Raw genomic sequence first — 17,536 nt, forward strand, 5'->3', positions numbered from 1 at the left:
CATGGCACCCACACTCGCCGTGTTCAAGCTGGCCTCCTGCGACGGCTGCCAGCTCACCCTGCTGGACTGCGAGGACGAACTCCTCGCACTGACCGGCGCGGTGAAGATCGCACACTTCCCGGAGGCCTCCAGCACAATGGCCCCCGGCCCCTACGACCTGTCCCTCGTCGAGGGCTCGGTCACCACGCCCGAGGACGCCGAGCGCATCCACGCGATCCGGGCCGACTCACGCCATCTCGTGACCATCGGGGCATGCGCGACCGCCGGCGGCATCCAGGCCCTGCGCAACTTCGCAGACGTGGACGAGTACCGGCGCACGGTCTACGCGCACCCCGAGTACGTCTCCACCCTGGCCACCTCCACGCCCGTGTCGGCCCATGTGGACGTCGACTTCGAACTGCGCGGCTGCCCGGTCGACCGACGGCAGCTCATCGAGGTGATCACCGCGTTCCTGGCCGGCCGCAAGCCGGACGTCCCGAACCACAGCGTGTGCTTCGAGTGCAAGCGGCGTGGCACGGTCTGCGTCACCGTCGCCCACGGCACCCCCTGCCTGGGCCCGGTCACGCACGCCGGGTGCGGGGCACTGTGCCCTGCCTACCAGCGCGGCTGCTTCGGCTGCTTCGGCCCGTCCGAGTCGGTGAACCTGCCTGCCCTGATCCCGCTGCTGCGCCGCGACGGCCTCGACGACGACGCCGTGGTGCGGTATCTGCACACCTTCAACGCCGCTTCCTTTGACGAGGAGTTGTCCAAGTGACGCACCGTGGATCCCGTGTGCTGCACGTCGGCTCGCTTTCGCGGGTCGAGGGCGAGGGCGCGCTCAGCCTCCATGTGCATGACGGCACGGTCACCGACGCCCGGCTGGAGATCTACGAGCCACCGCGCTTCTTCGAGGCGTTCCTACGCGGCCGTTCGTACACCGAGCCGCCGGACATCACGGCCCGGGTGTGCGGAATCTGCCCCGTGGCCTACCAGATGAGCGCGTGTGCGGCGATCGAGGACGCCTGCGGGGTGACGGTGGATCCGGTGATCCGGGATCTGCGCCGGCTTCTCTACTGCGGCGAGTGGATCGAGAGCCAGGCCCTGCACATCTACCTCCTGCACGCCCCGGACTTCCTGGGCAGCCCCAGCGCGATCGACCTGGCCCGCACGCACCGCGCCGAGGTCGAGCGGGGACTGCGGCTGAAGAAGGCCGGCAACTCCCTGATGGAGCTGCTCGGCGGCCGGGCCGTACACCCGGTGAACGTCCGTCTCGGCGGCTTCCACCGGGCCCCGGCGCGCATCGAACTTCGTTCGCTGACCGAGGAGTTGAAGCGCGCCCTCGACGACGCGTGGGAGACCGTGCGCTGGGTCGCGGGCTTCGAGTTCCCGGACGCGAGCGTCGACGCCGACCTGCTCGCGCTCACCGAAGCGGACACGTACGCCATCGAGGGCGGCACCCCGACCGTGCTGCGGACCGACAACACCAGCTTCTCCTTCCCCATAGGCAATTTCACCGAGCACGTCGTGGAGACCCACGTCGCGCACTCCACCGCCCTGCACTCACGCCTCGACGGGCGCCTCCATCTCACCGGTTCCCTGGCCCGGTTCGCGAACAGCGGCCGGCTGCTGTCGCCCGTGGCTCTGGAGGCGGCGGTCGCGGCGGGGCTCGGCGATCCGCGCGAGGGCGCGGTGTGCCGCAACCCGTACCGGTCCATCCTGGTGCGGGCGGTGGAGACGGTGTACGCCGTCGCCGAGGCGCTGCGCATCATCGACGGCTACGAGCCGCCCGCGCACCCGTACACGGAGGTGGCGCCGGTCGCGGCCGTCGGGCACGGCGCCACCGAGGCACCGCGCGGGCTGCTGTACCACCGCTACGAGATCGACGCCGACGGCATCGTGAAGAGTGCGCTGCTGGTGCCGCCGACCGCACAGAACCAGGGCGCCATCGAGGACGACCTGCGCCGCCTGGCCCAGCACGCGATCCGCGAACACGACCTGGACGACGACGAGTTGACGGCCCTGTGCGAGCGGGCGATCCGTAACCACGACCCGTGCATCTCCTGCTCCACCCACTTTCTCGACCTGACCGTCGTCCGTACCTCGGACACAACCGCGGGAGGCTGTGATGTCTGAATCTCCGTACACCGTGAGCGATGTGATGACCCACACCGCCGTCGCCATCGGGAGTGAGGCGCCCTTCAAGGAGATCGTCGAGCTGCTCGACCAGTGGAAGGTCAGTGCCGTGCCGGTACTGGCGGGCGAGGGCCGGGTCGTCGGGGTCGTCTCCGAGGCGGATCTGCTGGCCAAGGAGGAGTACCGGGGCGCCCCTGATGGCGATCCGGCGGTGCCCGCCAAGGCGGGCGCGGTGTCCGCGGGCGAGCTGATGAGCGCCCCGGCGGTCACCGTGCACGCGGACGCCACGCTCGCCGAGGCCGCCCGCATCATGGCGCGGCGGCAGGTCAAGCGATTGCCCGTCGTGGACGCGGTCGGCATGCTCCAGGGCGTGGTGAGCCGCAGCGATCTGCTGAAGGTCTTCCTGCGGGGCGACGCGGAGATCGCCGAGGAGGTCCGGCACGGTGTGCTCGGCCGGCTTCCGGTGACCTCTTCCCTCACGGTGAGCGTCACCGAGGGCGTCGTCACGCTCGGCGGTTCCCTGCCCGACCGGACGCTGGCGCCCGTGGTGGCCCGCGCGGTGCGGGCGGTGGAGGGGGTCGTCGACGTCCGGCTCGACCTCACGCACCGATGAAGTACCTGGACGAGTACCGCGATCCGGTGCTCGCCGGGCGGCTGCTGGAGGAGTTGCGGCGGACGGCCACACGTCCCTGGCGGATCATGGAGGTGTGCGGCGGCCAGACCCACACTCTGGTCCGTCAGGGCATCGACGAGCTGCTGCCCGCCGGAATGCGGATGATCCACGGCCCGGGCTGCCCGGTCTGTGTCACCCCGCTGGAGACCCTGGACCGGGCCATGGCCGTCGCCGCCCGCCGCGGCGTGCTCTTCACCAGCTTCGGTGACATGCTGCGGGTGCCCGGCACGGACACCGACCTGCTGTCGCTGCGGGCGCGGGGCGCGGACGTACGGGTGGTCTACGCCCCGATGGACGCCGTACGCCTGGCCGCCCGACACCCGCACCGTGAGGTCGTGTTCCTCGCCGTCGGCTTCGAGACGACCGCGCCCGCCAACGCGATGGCGGTGCTGCACGCGGCCCGGCTCGGACTGACCAACTTCTCGATGCTGGTCAGTCACGTCCTCGTGCCGCCCGCTATGACAGCGCTGCTCGACGACCCCGACTGCGAGGTGGAGGCGTTCCTCGCCGCCGGGCATGTGTGCGCGGTGATGGGCTGGCGGGAGTACGAGCCGATCGCCGCCCGGTATCACGTGCCCATCGTGGTCACGGGGTTCGAGCCGCTGGATCTGCTGGACGGCATCCTCATGGCCGTACGGCAGCTGGAGTCGGGCCGGCACGAGGTGGAGAACCAGTACGTGCGGGCCGTGCGGCGGGCGGGCAACACGGCGGCGCAGGACGCGGTCCGCCGGGTGTTCCGGGTGACCGACCGGGCCTGGCGTGGGATCGGCGAGCTGCCCGACAGCGGGCTGGAACTCGCCCCGGAGTACCAGGAGTTCGACGCCGCCCGCCGCTTCGACGTGGGCGGGCTGTGCCCGGTCGAGGACCCCGAGTGCATCGCCGGAGCCATCCTCACGGGGGCCCGGCTGCCCACCGACTGCACCGCGGACGGCACCCGTTGCACCCCCCGTCATCCTCTCGGCGCCCCGATGGTGTCGTCCGAGGGCACCTGCGCCGCCTTTCACGGGGCCGGACGCACTCCCACGAGGAGCACGGCATGAACATCCAGTGCCCCACCCCCGCCCACGAGGACGAGGTCGTCCTGCTGGGCCACGGCGCCGGCGGACGGCTCACCGGGGAACTGCTCGACCACCTGGTGCTGCCCGCCGTCGGCGGCGGCACAGAGCCGCTGGAGGACGCTGCGCTGCTGCCCGGGCACCCCGGCCTGGTGATGAGCACGGACAGCTTCGTCGTCAGCCCGCTGTTCTTCCCCGGCGGGGACATCGGGTCCCTCGCCGTGCACGGCACGGTCAACGACCTGGCGATGCGGGGCGCGTGGCCGCTCGCCCTGTCGGTCTCCCTGATCGTCGAGGAGGGACTGCCTCTGTCCGAACTCCGGGCCGTCATGGAGTCGTTGGGCAAGGCCGCCCAGGACGCCGGGGTGCCCGTGATCACCGGGGACACCAAGGTCGTGGGGCGTGGCGCGGCCGACCGGCTGTTCATCAACACCACCGGCATCGGACAGCGGCACGAACTGCTTGCACCGTCGGCCGCGTTGGCCCGGCCCGGGGACGCCGTCCTGTTGTCGGGGCCGATCGGACTGCACGGCACGACCGTCCTCAGCACCCGCGAGAACCTCGGTTTCGAGGGCGACATCGTCTCCGACTCCCGGCCGCTGCACCGGCTTGTGCGGGCCCTGGCACCGCTCGGCGACGCCGTGCACGTGCTGCGCGACCCGACCCGGGGCGGGCTGGCCGCCGCGCTCAACGAGATCGCCCGTGACTCGTCCGCCGCCGTGGAGATCGAGGAGAGCACGGTTCCCGTGCCCGAGACCGTCGCCTCGGCCTGCGACCTGCTCGGCCTGGACCCGCTGGTCGTCGCCAACGAGGGCTGTCTGGTCGCCTTCGTCGACGCCGACGCGGCCCAGGACGCGCTGACCGTGATGCGGTCGCTTCCCGAGGGGGCGCAGGCGGTGCGGATCGGCGAGGTACTGCGGGAGGGGCAGCGGGAGCGGGTGACCCTGCGGACGCTGGTCGGCGCCCGGCGCATCGTGGAGATGCCGCTCGGCGAGCAGCTCCCGCGCATCTGCTGACCGTTGCCCGGCAGGCTCGTCAGCCGGTCTTGTGCCCCCACCCTGGACCGACCCGCGCCCACTCGGCTTCCCACTGCTCCAGGCACCGCCGTTCCAGCCGCCCGGACACCCCCCAGCCCACGAGGAGCACCGCCCCGCCGACGCCCGCGGCGGTCCACGCTGCCGGCAGCGCACCCTCAAACCGCGCCTGTTCGGCGGTCACGGGGGTGGGCACGAGACGGCCCAGGGCATCCAGCCACACGTGGGTGGTGACCCTGCCTCGCTGTGGGAGTCCACGTGGGCCAGCCCCGTGCTGCCCCTCCCGTCCGCCGCGGCTGCGCACGGTGGCCCGGTAGCTGTCGCTGTCGTCGCTCGTGCCCACGGTGGGCTCGGCGTCCTCGACGAGCACGGCCGGCACCGGGTGCCACTCGGCCCGCAGGGCATCGACGTGCCGCTCGACGGCGAGTGCCGTCCATGCGCCCGCGCGGAGCGGGTTGGGCCGAAGCCGCCACCAGCGCGCCTTACAAGGCGGGCCGCACCGGCCCGGGTCGCTCACCGCGTACTTCCTGTCGCCCGAGGACGGCAGGGCGGTGACCGTCGACACGGCGCCGCTGACCGTGAACCGCTGACACCGGCCCGCGGCACGGAGGAACCCCGGCGGTTCCGCGCCGGGGTTCCTCCGTGCCGCGGGGTACGGCAGCTCAGTCCATCTTCTCCTCGTCCAACAGCTCGGCGGCGATCCGCGCCGCCCATTCCTCGATCTCGGGGAAGTTCCGGAAGTCGCCGCCCTTCCCGTTGCGCACGATCGACCGGGCGATACGTCCCTTGGCCCCTTCCTCCAGGCAGCCGCCGAAGGTGACATGGCCCCTGGCGTCGAGCCGGGTCACGGCACGCCGTACGCCGCGCACGGGCGGGATGTCCCGCTCCGAGGCGGAGGCGTCGAGCGGGCGCTGAAGAACCACAGCGGGCGCTCGGCCAGTTGGCGACCGTGCCGGCTCACGAACCGGCGGGCGTCGCGGTGCCAGCGCCCGGCGTAGAGCCCGCTGCCGACCACCACGGCGCCGTACGGCGTCACGTCCACGACGGACCTGGCAGGCAACAGGTCGGCGATGAGTCCCTCCTTGCGCAGGACGTCGGCCACGGCCTCGGCGATCTGCGCGGTCGATCCGTTGGTGGTCCCGTAGGCGACCAGCACGCTGGTGGGCATGGCGGTCCGCCTCCTCTCCGTTCACAGGTGACGCAGCCAGGTCTCGGAGACACCGTGGTACTGCTGGTCCTCGGGCTGGATGTGCGAGTCGTCCAGGCTGTAGGAGAGCTTGTCGACGACCGCGACGACACCGTCAACCTGCCGGACCATGGAGAGGCCGATCTCCGTCTCGCTCTTGCGTTCCATGTGGCCGGAGAGCGTGACGACGCCCTCCACCACGGAGACGTCGATGCTGCTCGGCGCCAGCCACAGGGCGCGCACCAGCACCTCGGCGACGACCTCGTCGCGGATCTCCGCGTCGGGCCGCAGGAAGACCTGGAGCACGTCGCGGCGCGTGACGATGCCGACGAGCCGGCTCTCCTCGTCCAGGACGGGCAGCCGCTCCACACGGTGCTTGGCCATGGTCCGCGCGGCCCTGACGATGGTGTCGTCGGCCTGCACCGTCACGGGCGGCGCGGTCATCAGCCGGCCTGCGGTGCGGGCCGTGGCCTTCGCGGCCTGCTGCCTGCCGCTGCGCGTCAGGCCGGCGAACCGGAACCGCTTCTTCGGCTCGTAGGGGTCGGGCGCTTCGGCCTGGTGGGCCATCAGGTCCGTCTCGGAGACGACTCCGATGACCTGGTCGTCCTCGTCGATCACGGGCATGCCGCTGATGCGGTGTTCGCCGAGCAGGCGTGCCACCTCTTTGAACGGCGTTCCGTACGTGGCCCGGACGACCTCCGTGGTCATCACGGAGCCGACCTTGTTGTGCTTCATGGAGTTCCCTCCTCAGCGAAGTCGGCGGAGATACGGGTCCTGCGGCCTGTTGGGCAGCAGGCGCACGCGGGCATCGAGAACGGAGACTCCGCCCGGTGCCGCGAGTACGGGGTTGAAGTCGGCGTCGGCCAACTGCGGCAGGTCGCTCGCCATCCGGGAGAGCCGCAGCAGCAGTTGTTCGAGTCCTTCCAGGTCGACGGGCGGGCTGCCGTGCGCGCCGAACAGGAGCGGGGCGCAGCGCGGGGCGGTGATCAGGTCGTGCACGTCGTGGTCGGTGAGCGGGGCGAGCCGGGCGGTGTGGTCGGCGAGAAGCTCGGTCGCGGTGCCGCCGAGGCCGAAGAGGACGAGCGGTCCGAAGACCTGGTCCTGGACGACGCCGGCGAACAGCTCGGTGCCGCGTTCGGCGAGCGGCTGCATGACCACGCCTGTCAGCAGTCCGGCGAACCTGTTCTCCAAATCCCGGAAGGCGGCACGAACTTGGGAGTCGCCGCGCAGGTCGAGGTGGACGGCGTGCTGTTCGCTCTTGTGCAGCAGCCCGGGCCAGTGGGCCTTCATGACCACCCGTCCGTCGGCCCCGCGCATCCGGTCGGCGGCGAGGACGGCGTCGTCCTCGGTCTCCGCCCAGGCCCAGGCGAGTTGGGGGATGCCGTAACAGCCGAGGAGTTCGGCGCACTCGCGCGGGCCCAGCCAGCCGCCGTCCGGGGTGGCGTCGAGGTAGGTCTCGACGACGGTGTGGGCGCGTGCCGTGTCGACTCCTTCGAGGTCGGGAATCGTCCCGGCGGGCCGGGCGAGCCAGGCCGCGCGATGGGCGGCGTGGGCCAGCGCCCTTGCCGCCGCCTGGGGTTCGGCGTAGGCAGGGACGGTACTCAGGTCGGTTGTGGGCAACAGCTCGACGGGCAGAGCCTGTTCGAGCCGCACCACGGCCACCGGCTTGGGCCTGTGTCCCGGTGCTCGGGTCAACGCCCGGACGAGGTCGTCGCCGGTCGCCTCGGCGACCGCCGTGGGCACCAGGGCCACGAGGACGGCGTCGACGCCGGCGTGCCGCATGATCCGGTCGACACAGTCCGTGAGCTGCTCCTCGGTGACGGCGGCGGTGGCATCGACGGGATTGCCGACGGCCGCGCCCGTGGGCAGTACGGCCAGCAGATCGCCGACGAGTTCGGGGGTGGGTGTCGGAAGGCTGAGCCCGGCCTCGGCGCAGGCGTCGGCCGCGAGGACCCCGGCTCCCCCGGCGTTGGTGACGATCAGGACGCGGGATCCGGCCGGCAGCGGCTGGGAGTGCAACAGGGCGGCGGCTTCCAGGAGTTCGCCGACGGAACGGGTCGCGGTGATGCCGGCCTGGGTGAACAGCGCCCCGCGCGTCATGGTGCGGGTGGCGGCCGCCGCCGTGTGCGAGGCCGCGGCGCGGCGGCCCGCGTCGGTGCGGCCCGCGTCGACGGTCAGCACGGGCATCCGGCGCGTGACGCGGCGCGCGGTGCGGGAGAACGCCCGCGGGTTGCCGAAGGACTCCAGGTGCAGCAGAGCGAGGTCAGTGGTGCCGTCGCTCTCCCACCACTGGAGCATGTCGTTGCCGCTGACGTCGAACTTGTCGCCCAGGGACGCGAAGGTCGAGACGCCGATACCGAGCCGGGACAGCCCGTCGAGCAGGGCGATGCCGACGCCGCCGGACTGCACGGCGATGCCCGCGGTACCGGGGCGGGGGTGGTCTGCGGCGAAGGTGGCATCGAGGTTCAGTTCCGGGTCGGTGTTGGAGACACCCAGGCAGTTGGGGCCCACCAGCCGCATGCCGTACGTCCGGCAGGCCGCCGTGAGCGCCTCGGCCTGGGCCGCGTCGAGTCCCGCGGTGACGACGAGGAGAGCGCGCGCCCCGGCCTTGCCACACTCCTCGGCGGTGGCCGGGACGGCGGCGGCGGGTACGGCCACGACCACGAGGTCGGGCGTCCTGGGCAGGGCGCTCACGGACGGGTAGCTCGGCACACCGAGGATCGAGGTGGCCGCCGGGTTCACCGCGAAGAGGCGACGGGTGAAGCCGCCCGCTTTCAGATGGTGCAGGATCGCCCGGCCCACAGAGCCGGCGGTGCGCCCGGCGCCGACGACGGCGACCGCGCCGGGGCGCAGCAGCGGGACGAGACTGGCGACGTCGGCGGCACGGCCCCGCGCCTCGGTGGCCGACAAGTAGTTCTCGTCCTCGGCGAGTTCGATGGTGCAGCGCATCTCGGGGCCCTCGAGACGACGGACGGTGCGCAGGCCGAGGTCGGCGAAGAGCCGCAGGATCTCGTGGTTCTCGCTGAGCGCGTCGGCCGTGAACGTGGTGATGCCCTCGGCGCGGGCGGCGGAGACCAGATGCTCAACGAGAAGGGTGCCGATACCGCGGTGGTGCAGTCCGTCGGCGACCGCGATGGAGATGTCGGCCGCTGTGCCGGTGCCGCCGTTGTCGTACTCGGCGAGGCCGATCACCTGGCCCTTGGTCTCAGCCAGCAGGGCCCGGTATCCGGGGTGCGGTCGGCAGGCCCGGTCGGCCGCCAGCTCGGCGGACCGGCGGCTCAGCCCGAAGAACCGCAGCCGCAGGTTCTCCGGCGACATCTCCTCGTAGAGCCCAGGCAGTTGGTCGTGGTCGCCCGCCACGACGGGACGAATGCACACGGTGGTGCCGTCCGCGAGCAGCGCATGGACTGTGGGTCGGCTGAGCACATCGTCCGTCATCACGGGTCTCCTCGGGGTTTCTTCGACACTTCGAGCGTCCCGCGGAACGCGGAGAGGCCCCATGGGCTGCCTGGGGGCGGACCATGGGGCCTATCGGCCCTAAGGAACCCGCCACACAGGCCCACCGCACGGGGCCTCTCGCGGTCGTGCTCAGTCGTCGGCGACCAGTGCCGTCAGGTCGAGGAGGCGGTTGGTGTAGCCCCACTCGTTGTCGTACCAGCCGAAGACCTTGGCCAGGGTGCCGTGCGCCTGGGTGAGGGCGGGGTCGAAGACGCAGGACGCGGGGTCGCCGATGACGTCGCGGGAGACGATCGGGGCCTTCGTCACGCGGAGGATGCCGTTGAGCGGACCCTCGGCGGCCTCGTCGAAGACCGCGTTGATCTCCTCGGACGTCACCTCGCGCCGCAGCACCACCGCGAGGTCGGTGAGCGAACCGTCCTCGACGGGGACGCGTACGGCGATGCCGTCCAGGGCGCCGGCCAGCTCAGGCAGTACCAGGCCGACGGCGCGCGCGGCGCCGGTGCTGGTCGGGATGATGCTCAGCGCGGCCGAGCGGGCCCGGCGCAGGTCCTTGTGCGGGCCGTCGATCAGGGCCTGGTCGTTGGTGTAGCCGTGGATGGTGGTCATCATGCCGCGCTCGATGCCGAAGGCGTCGTTCAGCACCTTGACCATCGGGGCGACGCAGTTGGTGGTGCAGGAGGCTGCCGAGACGATCCGGTCCTGGCTGCGGTCGTACGTCGTGTCGTTGACGCCCATCACGATGGTGGCGTCCGCGTTCTTGCCGGGCGCGGACAGCAGCACGGTGTGGGCACCCGCCTTCAGGTGCAGGGCGGCCGAGTCGCGGTCGCGGAAGTGGCCGGTGGACTCGACGACGATGTCGGCGCCGTAGTCGGACCAGTGCAGGGCCGCCGGGTCGCGTTCGGCGCTGACGGCGATGCGCCTGCCGTCGACGGTGATCGAGCTGTCGTCGTGGAGGACCTCGCGTCCGATGCGCCCGAACGTCGAGTCGTACTCCAGGAGATGGGCGAGGGTGGCGGGCGAGGTGATGTCGTTGATCGCGACCACCTCGACGTCCTGCGTGCCCGCTTCGGCGCGGTCGAGGGCGGCGCGCAGATAGGTGCGGCCGATCCGGCCGAAGCCGTTGATGCCGACGCGTACGGTCATGGCAGTGAACTCCTTTGCGGCGCAGGGGATGTACGGGAGCGGGTCAGGCGTTCCAGGTCCAGTCGGCTACCTCGGGCAGGTCGGTGCCGTGTGCGCGGATCCAGGCGTGGTGGCGGGTGCGGGCGTCGGCCATGGTCTGGCGTACGGCGGCGGCGCGCACGCCGAGGCCGGGGACACGGTCGATGACGTCCATGACCAGGCGGTAGCGGTCGAGGTCGTTGCGGACCACCATGTCGAACGGGGTGGTCGTGGTGCCCATCTCCTTGTAGCCGCGGACATGCAGGTTGGCGTGGCCGGTACGACGGTAGGCGAGGCGGTGGATGAGCCACGGGTAGCCGTGGTAGGCGAAGATGACCGGCTTGTCCGTGGTGAACAGCCCGTCGTACTCGAAGTCGCTCATCCCGTGCGGGTGTTCCTCACGCGGCAGCAGCCGGGTCATGTCGACGACGTTGACAACGCGCACGGCGAGCTGGGGCAGGTGGTGGCGCAGCAACTGGGCGGCGGCCAGTACCTCCAGGGTGGGCACGTCGCCGGCGCAGCCCAGGACGACGTCCGGTTCGCCGCCGTTCTCGGTGCCCGCCCACTCCCAGATCCCGGCGCCGCGCGCGCAGTGGGCGCGGGCCTCGTCGATGGACAGCCAGTCGAAGCAGGGCTGCTTGCCCGCGACGACCACGTTGACGTAGTCACGGCTGCGCAGCACGTGGTCCGTTACCGAGAGCAGGGTGTTGGCGTCCGGCGGGAGGTAGACGCGGACGACCTCGGGGCTCTTGTTGAGGACGTGGTCGACGAAGCCGGGGTCCTGGTGGGAGAAGCCGTTGTGGTCCTGCCGCCACACATGCGACGTCAACAGGTAGTTGAGCGAGGCGATCGGCGCCCGCCACGGCAGCTCCCGTGAGGTCTTCAGCCACTTGATGTGCTGGTTGACCATCGAGTCGACGATGTGCACGAACGCCTCGTAACAGGAGAACAGCCCGTGCCGACCGGTGAGCAGATAGCCCTCCAGCCACCCCTGACAGGTGTGCTCGGAGAGGATCTCCAGGACCCGGCCGTGCCGGTCCAGGTGCTCGTCCACCGGCAGGAACCCGGCCTGCCAGGCCTTGCCACTGGCGTTGAACACGGCCTGCAGTCGGTTGGAGGCAGTCTCGTCCGGGCCCACGACACGGAAGTCACGGCTCGCCGCGGTATCGTGCATGACCCTTTCCAGGAGGTCGCCCAGGATGCGGGTCGGCTCGTGCAGGGTGGTTCCGGGCTTGTCGACGGGCACCGCGAACTGGTCGAGCGACGGGACCGGCAGGTCCCGTAGAAGGAGACCGCCGTTGGCGTACGGGCTGGAGCCGAGGCGCTTGGTGCCCTCGGGCAGGCAGGCGAGGACGTCCGCGACGGGCCGGCCGTCGGCGTCGAACAGCTTCTCCGGGTGGTAGGAGCGCAGCCAGGCCTCCAACTGCCCCAGGTGCTCCGGGTTTTCGCGCACCTCGGACAGCGGGACCTGGTGTGCGCGCCAGGTGCCCTCGACCTGGACGCCGTCCACCTCGGCGGGACCGGTCCAGCCCTTGGGCGTACGCAGCACGATCATCGGCCAGTGCACCCGCTCGGCGACGCCGTCCTCGCGGGCGGTCCGCTGCATCACGGCGATACGGTCCAGCGCGTCGTCGAACGCGGCGGCCATCGCACGGTGCACCGTGAGCGGGTCGTCTCCGGTCACATGGATCGGGTCGTGGCCGTAGCCGCGCAGCAGCTCGTCGAGTTCGGACTCGGGCAGGCGGGACAGCACGGTCGGATTGGCGATCTTGTAGCCGTTGAGGTGGAGGATCGGCAGGACGGCGCCGTCGTGGACCGGGTCGAGGAACTTGTTGGAGTGCCAGGCGGCGGCCAGCGGGCCGGTCTCCGCCTCGCCGTCGCCGATGACACAGGTGACCAGCAGGTCCGGGTGGTCGAAGGCGGCGCCGTAGGCGTGGGCGAGGGAGTAGCCGAGTTCGCCGCCCTCGTGGATCGATCCGGGTGTCTCCGGCGCCACGTGGCTCGGCACACCGCCGGGGAAGGAGAACTGCTTGAAGAGCCGCTCCATGCCTGTCCCGTCGCGCGAGACGTCCGGGTAGGTGTCGCTGTAGCTGCCCTCCAGCCAGGAGTTGGCGAGCACGGACGGGCCGCCGTGTCCGGGGCCCCACACGCACAGTGCGTCGAGGCCGCGCGCCTTGATCACCCGGTTGAGGTGGGTGTACACGAGGTTGAGGCCGGGCGAGGTACCCCAGTGGCCGAGCAGCCGGGGCTTGATGTGCTCCGGCTTCAGGGGTTCGGTCAGCAGCGGGTTCGCCATCAGGTAGATCTGGCCTGCGGCAAGGTAGTTGGCGGCGCGCCAGTGGGCGTCCAGGGTGTGCAGTTCCTCATCGGAAAGTACGGTTGAGTCCAGGTTTTCGGCCTTGGGCATCAGAGGCTCCGGAAGTCATCGACATCGGTCAACGGGCGATGGAAGCGGCAGGGCCGGCAAGGACACTGCGAGGCTGCCGCGTTAGACGTGTGAGTTCGAACTGCTCTGCCTACAAGCAGAGTTGGTGAAGGCGACGAGTGCCCGCCGCGCGATCTGCAGACCTACGTCCGAATCACGCGGCGGTTCTCCGAGCAGCCGGTCACCGTGCTCACAGTTGCTCGGGCACGATGACGACCGGGCAGGTGGAGTGGTGCAGTACCCCGTGGGCCACGCGGCCCAGTTGGAGTCCGTAGTGCCCGGGGCGGCGCTTGGCTCCGACGATCAGGAGGTCGGCGTCGCGCGAGGCGTCCACGAGCACGGTCCGGGTGGGGCCTTCGACCGTACGGCGGTGCGCTTCGACGTCGGCGGGTACGTCCTGGAGGGCCGTTTCCAGTGCCTCCGCCGCCTGCTGTTCGTGCAGCCGGGCCGGTTCGCCGGACATCAGGGGATGGTCCGTGGTTTCGTGCGCGGGCCAGCGCCAGGCCCGTACGGCCTCCACCGGCACCCCGCGTCGCCGCGCCTCCTCGAAGGCGAAGCGCACCGCTGCCGAGCCCGCCGGCTTCTCGCCGACCCCCACGACGACGCGGCCGTGTGTGCCGGTCCGAGCCTGGTTGTCGTGGTTGGCGCGGACGACGATCATCGGGCACTGCGCGTGTCCGGCCACGGTCAGGCTCACGGAGCCGAGCAGCGCCTCGGCGAGGCCGCTGCGGCCGCGGGTGCCCGTCACCAGCGCCGAGGCGCTGCGGCTCTCCCGCACCAGCGCGTACTCGGGCTCCTCCGCCAACACCGCGACACTCACGTCGAGTTCCGGATGACGGCGATGCGCCCGGCGTGCGGCGTTGTCGACGATGTCCTCGGCCCGCACCTGCTCGTCGGGCTTGGCGAGGTCCTCGGCAAGCGAGGTGCCCTCGTACCGCTCCCACAGCGACGCGTACACCAGCCGCAGCGGCAGCCCGCGTACGGCGGCCTCGTCGGCCGCCCAGTCGACGGCCCGCAGGCTGGGCTCGGAACCGTCGACGCCGACCACGATCGGAAGGGCCTTGGTCATCTCCGTCACCGCCCCGCACCGAGGAGGTCGAACACGATCCGGGCCTTGACCTCGCCGCGCAGCACCTCGTCGATGGACTCGTTGACCGAACTCAGCGGGCGGGTCTCGCAGATGACCTTGGTCCGGCCGGCGGCGTGCAGATGGAAGACCTCGGAGAGGTCCTGCCGGGTGCCGACGATCGAGCCGATCACCGAGGTGCCGTTCAGCACGGTGTCGAAGATCGGGACCTGGATGCTGCCGTGCGCGGGCAGGGCGACCATGACGAGCTTCCCGCCGCGCCGCAGACCGGAGTTGACGGCGGCGAACGCGGCCTCGTTCACCGCGAGCGCGATCGCCGCGTGGGCACCGCCGTGCCGCTTGAGGACCTCTCCGACGTCATCCTTGCGGGCGTCGATGACGAGGTCGGCGCCGAGTTCGGCGGCCAGTTCGAGCTTCTCGTCGGTGACGTCGATCGCGGCGACGGTGGCGCCGGCGATCTTCGCGTATTGCACGGCCAAGTGGCCGAGCCCGCCGACACCGGAGATCGCGACCAGTTGCGTGGGCCGGACGCCGGCGACCTTGAGGGCCTTGTACGTCGTGACGCCCGCACAGGTCAGTGGCGCGGCGTCGATCGCGCTCACGCCGTCGGGCACCGGCTGGGCGAAGTCGGCCCAGGCCAGCATCTTCTCGGCGTACCCGCCGTCGCAGCCGTACCCGGTGTTGATCTGCCGCTCGCACAGCGTCTCCCAGCCGGACAGGCAGTGCTCGCACCGCCCGCAGGCCCGGCCGAGCCACGGCACGGCGACCCGCTGCCCGATGCTCAGGTGGGTGACGCCGTCGCCGAGCTTCTCGACGAGGCCCACACCCTCGTGACCGGGCACGAACGGCGGGTTCGGCTTGACCGGCCAGTCTCCGTGGGCGGCGTGGATGTCGGTGTGGCACAGCCCGGACGCCTCCACACGGACGCGGACCTGGCCAGGGCCGGGCTCGGGATCGGGACGCTCCTCGATGACCAGGGGTTCACCGAACGCCCGTACAACTGCTGCCTTCATGACTACTGCTCCTCAGGGAGAGGGGGGACGGGGGCGGGGCGTGGGGCGTGGGGTCAGTCGTGGGCGACGACGGCCACGGGGGCGACGGCGTGGTGCAGGACGCCGTGTGCGACCGGGCCGATGTGGGCGCCGAGCGCGCCACGGCGGATCCGGCGGCCGATGACGACCAGGGAAGCCTCGCGGGAGGCGTCCACCAGGTGGTTGGCGGCGCTGCCGACGCGGGGCTCCAGGGCGACCTCGATGTCGGGGTGCTTCTGGCGCCAGGGGCTCAGGGCTTTGGTGAGTGCGGTCGTCTCCTCGCGGGAGAGTTCGTCGTTCAGGCCCGCGTCCATCGCGAGGCCGTAGGCGTAGTACGGCGGGAGGTTCCAGCCGTGGACGACACGCAGGCCGGTGTCGCGGCGGGCGGCCTCGGCGAACGCGAACTCGATCACCGCGTCGGCGGGGGTGCCGGCGTCGAGGCCGAGGACCACGGGCCGGTACGGGGTGCCGGTCGACGGACTGCCCGCCGGGTCCGTCTCGTGTTCGTCGGCGGCCTGTTCGCCGGCCCGGACCAGGATCACGGGCAGCTCGGCGTGGGCGATCACGGAGAGGCCGACGGAGCCGACGAGGAATCCACCGACGCCACTCAGTCCGCGCGAGCCGAGGACCAGCAGTTCGGCGTCCTTCGCCGCGTCGAGCAGCGCGTCCGCGGGCGTGCCGGTCACCTGGTCCTCGGTCACGTCCAGACCGGGATGACGCAGGCGCAGGCCCTCGCCCGCCTCGCGCGGAATGCGCCGGCTCCAGTGCTGCTGCGTCTCTGCGCCCAGCGGCGGAGCCTGGGCCAACGGGTCCGGGGCGGGCTCCCAGACGTGGACGATCTTCAGCGGCAGGCCGCGCAGCCCGGCCTCGCGGGCCGCCCATTCGGCGGCGGCGTGGCTCTCGGGGGAACCGTCGAGACCTGCGACAACAGTGCGGACCATGGTTCTTCCTCCTGAACGGATGTCTGATTCGAGCTTCGTGGCGTAGGGGTTCCCGCGGCAGGGGGCGCAGGTCCCCGGCAGAGGCCGTTCGGCCCAATGGGCAGCCGCAGGGCGGGCCCCCGCACGAGGACCCGCCGTGTCTGCTGTGGTCAGCGCAGCCAGTTGTGGTCGCGGACGATCGGGAGCTTGGCCCAGACCTTGCCAAGACCCCACGTGGCACCGGCGCCCGCCGCCGCGAGGGCGATGATCACGACGGCGTAGATCAGGTGGTAGTCCGCGAACGGGTTCGTCGACATGCTCAGCGTGCCGTCGGAGAGGTGCTTCGCCGGCGGCCACTCGGCGATCCACATCAGTGCCATCATCAGCGTGCCCGCCACCGCGGCCAGCCGCAGCGCGACACCGGAGATCAGCGCGACACCGATACCGAGCAGACCGAGCATGAACAGCCAGTTCGCCCAGCCCGCACCGGCCCAGTCATGGAACGTCGACTCCATCGGACCGGCGGCCACACTGCTCAGGAAGCCCTTGGTCGGCGAGCCACCGTCGATCCAGCCCTTCCCGGACGGGGTCGCATAACCGAACCCGAATGTCTTGTCCAGGAACGCCCACAGGAAGACGAACCCGGTGAGCAGGCGCAGGGACGCGAAGGCGTAGGCACGCGCCGTGGTGGTCTCCGTGGCGGCTGCCGTCGCGGCGCCCTCGGACGCGGACCCGTTCCTGCGGAACGTCGGCAGGTGGAAGCCGGCGGTGCGGTGCGGGTGCTCGTGCACAGCCATGATCGTGGTCCTTTCGAGGTGTCGGGTCGTTCGTTGCACCCCTCACTCTGGTGCGCCGGGACGTCCGTCACCTGATGCCGTTGGTCCGCCGGTGCCAGGCTGAACGGCCCCTTCCTCAGGGCCTGTTAGGCCTCTCGCAGGACAGGCTCCGGTCAGCACACGGCTGTTCGTCGGCTGGCTCGGCAGAATTCGCGGCATCGAACTCGCTTCGACGCATGGCGACTTCGGCGCGACGCCGACCAGGGCACGGGTGGCCGATGCCCCAAGTCCAGCGATGTGTTCTGCCCAGCCCCCGGCCCGACGGACCAGGCGCCGGCATCGGGGGCGCGGCCCTCTCCTACGCCGAGGACCCCGCGACCATCTGCCCGGAGTTCCTCCGGCCGCGGCGGACGGCAACGGGCACCTTGACGAACAAGCCGGCGAAGGCGAGCGGGATCAGCGGGGAGAGGGCGCGGCCCAGCCGGTTCCAGTCGCCCTGATCCACCGGCACCCAGGACCCCCACGGTTCCTTGGACAGCTACACGGGCGCACCGAGGCGGGGCTCGGAGGGGAAGCCGGTCGCCGTCATCCAGTGTGTCCTGTCGTCGGAGACCTGC

General features: G+C 71.5%; 15 protein-coding genes and 1 pseudogene. 5 read left to right on the forward strand and 11 right to left on the reverse strand.

All coding sequences use genetic code 11. The annotated features are described in order from the left end of the window. The first annotated feature begins 1 nt into the window (after position 1). The 5 genes from ACFYZ8_RS09140 to hypE are packed head-to-tail and all read left to right on the forward strand — an operon-like array spanning position 2 to position 4,856. Positions 2–754, forward strand: coding sequence for an oxidoreductase (locus ACFYZ8_RS09140; RefSeq protein WP_359028551.1), 753 nt, complete (start codon positions 2–4; stop codon positions 752–754). Continuing rightward, positions 751–2,112 (forward strand): Ni/Fe hydrogenase subunit alpha, encoded by a 1,362-nt coding sequence (locus ACFYZ8_RS09145; RefSeq protein ID WP_388531050.1) that lies wholly within the window; start codon positions 751–753, stop codon positions 2,110–2,112. The genes ACFYZ8_RS09140 and ACFYZ8_RS09145 overlap by 4 nt, the downstream gene beginning before the upstream one ends. Next, positions 2,105–2,725 (forward strand): CBS domain-containing protein, encoded by a 621-nt coding sequence (locus ACFYZ8_RS09150; protein WP_359028549.1) that lies wholly within the window; start codon positions 2,105–2,107, stop codon positions 2,723–2,725. The genes ACFYZ8_RS09145 and ACFYZ8_RS09150 overlap by 8 nt, the downstream gene beginning before the upstream one ends. Further along, positions 2,722–3,825 carry a hydrogenase formation protein HypD gene (hypD, locus tag ACFYZ8_RS09155; RefSeq protein WP_388531045.1) on the forward strand — a complete coding sequence of 368 codons (1,104 nt, stop codon included), beginning with the start codon at positions 2,722–2,724 and terminating at the stop codon, positions 3,823–3,825. Before ACFYZ8_RS09150 ends, hypD begins: the two co-directional genes overlap by 4 nt. Continuing rightward, positions 3,822–4,856 (forward strand): hydrogenase expression/formation protein HypE, encoded by a 1,035-nt coding sequence (hypE, locus tag ACFYZ8_RS09160; RefSeq protein ID WP_359028547.1) that lies wholly within the window; start codon positions 3,822–3,824, stop codon positions 4,854–4,856. The genes hypD and hypE overlap by 4 nt, the downstream gene beginning before the upstream one ends. A 19-nt stretch (positions 4,857–4,875) precedes the next feature. Here the strand turns inward: hypE and ACFYZ8_RS09165 are convergent, their stop codons facing one another. The 11 genes and pseudogenes from ACFYZ8_RS09165 to ACFYZ8_RS09215 form a co-directional block, all read right to left on the reverse strand. Then, complete coding sequence (locus ACFYZ8_RS09165) at positions 4,876–5,439, reverse strand: hypothetical protein (RefSeq protein WP_388531042.1); 564 nt, start codon at positions 5,437–5,439, stop codon at positions 4,876–4,878. 97 nt (positions 5,440–5,536) lie between these two features. Continuing rightward, a pseudogene (locus ACFYZ8_RS09170) lies at positions 5,537–6,042 on the reverse strand (flavodoxin domain-containing protein). Between the two features lie 21 nt (positions 6,043–6,063). Next, positions 6,064–6,795, reverse strand: a complete 732-nt coding sequence (locus ACFYZ8_RS09175; protein ID WP_359028544.1) for a CBS domain-containing protein — start codon at positions 6,793–6,795, stop codon at positions 6,064–6,066. A 12-nt stretch (positions 6,796–6,807) separates the two neighbouring features. Then, positions 6,808–9,498 carry a GNAT family N-acetyltransferase gene (locus ACFYZ8_RS09180; protein WP_388531038.1) on the reverse strand — a complete coding sequence of 897 codons (2,691 nt, stop codon included), beginning with the start codon at positions 9,496–9,498 and terminating at the stop codon, positions 6,808–6,810. Between the two features lie 150 nt (positions 9,499–9,648). Then, the gene (gene gap / locus ACFYZ8_RS09185) at positions 9,649–10,662 is read right to left on the reverse strand and encodes a type I glyceraldehyde-3-phosphate dehydrogenase (protein WP_388531035.1); all 1,014 of its coding nucleotides are present in this window, start codon (positions 10,660–10,662) and stop codon (positions 9,649–9,651) included. Between the two features lie 43 nt (positions 10,663–10,705). Further along, positions 10,706–13,087, reverse strand: coding sequence for a phosphoketolase (locus ACFYZ8_RS09190; RefSeq protein WP_388531032.1), 2,382 nt, complete (start codon positions 13,085–13,087; stop codon positions 10,706–10,708). Positions 13,088–13,295: 208 nt separating this feature from the next. Beyond that, positions 13,296–14,174, reverse strand: coding sequence for a universal stress protein (locus ACFYZ8_RS09195; RefSeq protein WP_388531029.1), 879 nt, complete (start codon positions 14,172–14,174; stop codon positions 13,296–13,298). A 5-nt stretch (positions 14,175–14,179) separates the two neighbouring features. Further along, the gene (locus ACFYZ8_RS09200; protein ID WP_388531027.1) at positions 14,180–15,205 is read right to left on the reverse strand and encodes a zinc-dependent alcohol dehydrogenase; all 1,026 of its coding nucleotides are present in this window, start codon (positions 15,203–15,205) and stop codon (positions 14,180–14,182) included. Between the two features lie 53 nt (positions 15,206–15,258). Then, positions 15,259–16,164 carry a universal stress protein gene (locus ACFYZ8_RS09205; RefSeq protein ID WP_388531024.1) on the reverse strand — a complete coding sequence of 302 codons (906 nt, stop codon included), beginning with the start codon at positions 16,162–16,164 and terminating at the stop codon, positions 15,259–15,261. A gap of 149 nt (positions 16,165–16,313) precedes the next feature. Continuing rightward, positions 16,314–16,940, reverse strand: coding sequence for a DoxX family membrane protein (locus ACFYZ8_RS09210; protein WP_359028537.1), 627 nt, complete (start codon positions 16,938–16,940; stop codon positions 16,314–16,316). Between the two features lie 337 nt (positions 16,941–17,277). Next, positions 17,278–17,430, reverse strand: coding sequence for a hypothetical protein (locus ACFYZ8_RS09215; protein ID WP_388531021.1), 153 nt, complete (start codon positions 17,428–17,430; stop codon positions 17,278–17,280). Between the last annotated feature and the right edge of the window lie 106 nt (positions 17,431–17,536).

This window comes from Streptomyces sp. NPDC001668 (genome assembly GCF_042893155.1).
Lineage (GTDB): Bacteria > Actinomycetota > Actinomycetes > Streptomycetales > Streptomycetaceae > Streptomyces.

Bases quoted from the DNA above. Each gene is read 5' to 3' on its own strand.
- ACFYZ8_RS09200 (WP_388531027.1), bottom strand. From the start codon at position 15,205: ATGAAGGCAGCAGTTGTACGGGCGTTCGGTGAACCCCTGGTCATCGAG.
- ACFYZ8_RS09190 (WP_388531032.1), bottom strand. From the start codon at position 13,087: ATGCCCAAGGCCGAAAACCTGGACTCAACCGTACTTTCCGATGAGGAA.
- ACFYZ8_RS09205 (WP_388531024.1), bottom strand. From the start codon at position 16,164: ATGGTCCGCACTGTTGTCGCAGGTCTCGACGGTTCCCCCGAGAGCCAC.
- ACFYZ8_RS09210 (WP_359028537.1), bottom strand. From the start codon at position 16,940: ATGGCTGTGCACGAGCACCCGCACCGCACCGCCGGCTTCCACCTGCCG.
- ACFYZ8_RS09180 (WP_388531038.1), bottom strand. From the start codon at position 9,498: ATGACGGACGATGTGCTCAGCCGACCCACAGTCCATGCGCTGCTCGCG.
- gap (WP_388531035.1), bottom strand. From the start codon at position 10,662: ATGACCGTACGCGTCGGCATCAACGGCTTCGGCCGGATCGGCCGCACC.
- ACFYZ8_RS09140 (WP_359028551.1), top strand. From the start codon at position 2: ATGGCACCCACACTCGCCGTGTTCAAGCTGGCCTCCTGCGACGGCTGC.
- ACFYZ8_RS09195 (WP_388531029.1), bottom strand. From the start codon at position 14,174: ATGACCAAGGCCCTTCCGATCGTGGTCGGCGTCGACGGTTCCGAGCCC.
- ACFYZ8_RS09150 (WP_359028549.1), top strand. From the start codon at position 2,105: ATGTCTGAATCTCCGTACACCGTGAGCGATGTGATGACCCACACCGCC.
- ACFYZ8_RS09175 (WP_359028544.1), bottom strand. From the start codon at position 6,795: ATGAAGCACAACAAGGTCGGCTCCGTGATGACCACGGAGGTCGTCCGG.
- hypD (WP_388531045.1), top strand. From the start codon at position 2,722: ATGAAGTACCTGGACGAGTACCGCGATCCGGTGCTCGCCGGGCGGCTG.
- hypE (WP_359028547.1), top strand. From the start codon at position 3,822: ATGAACATCCAGTGCCCCACCCCCGCCCACGAGGACGAGGTCGTCCTG.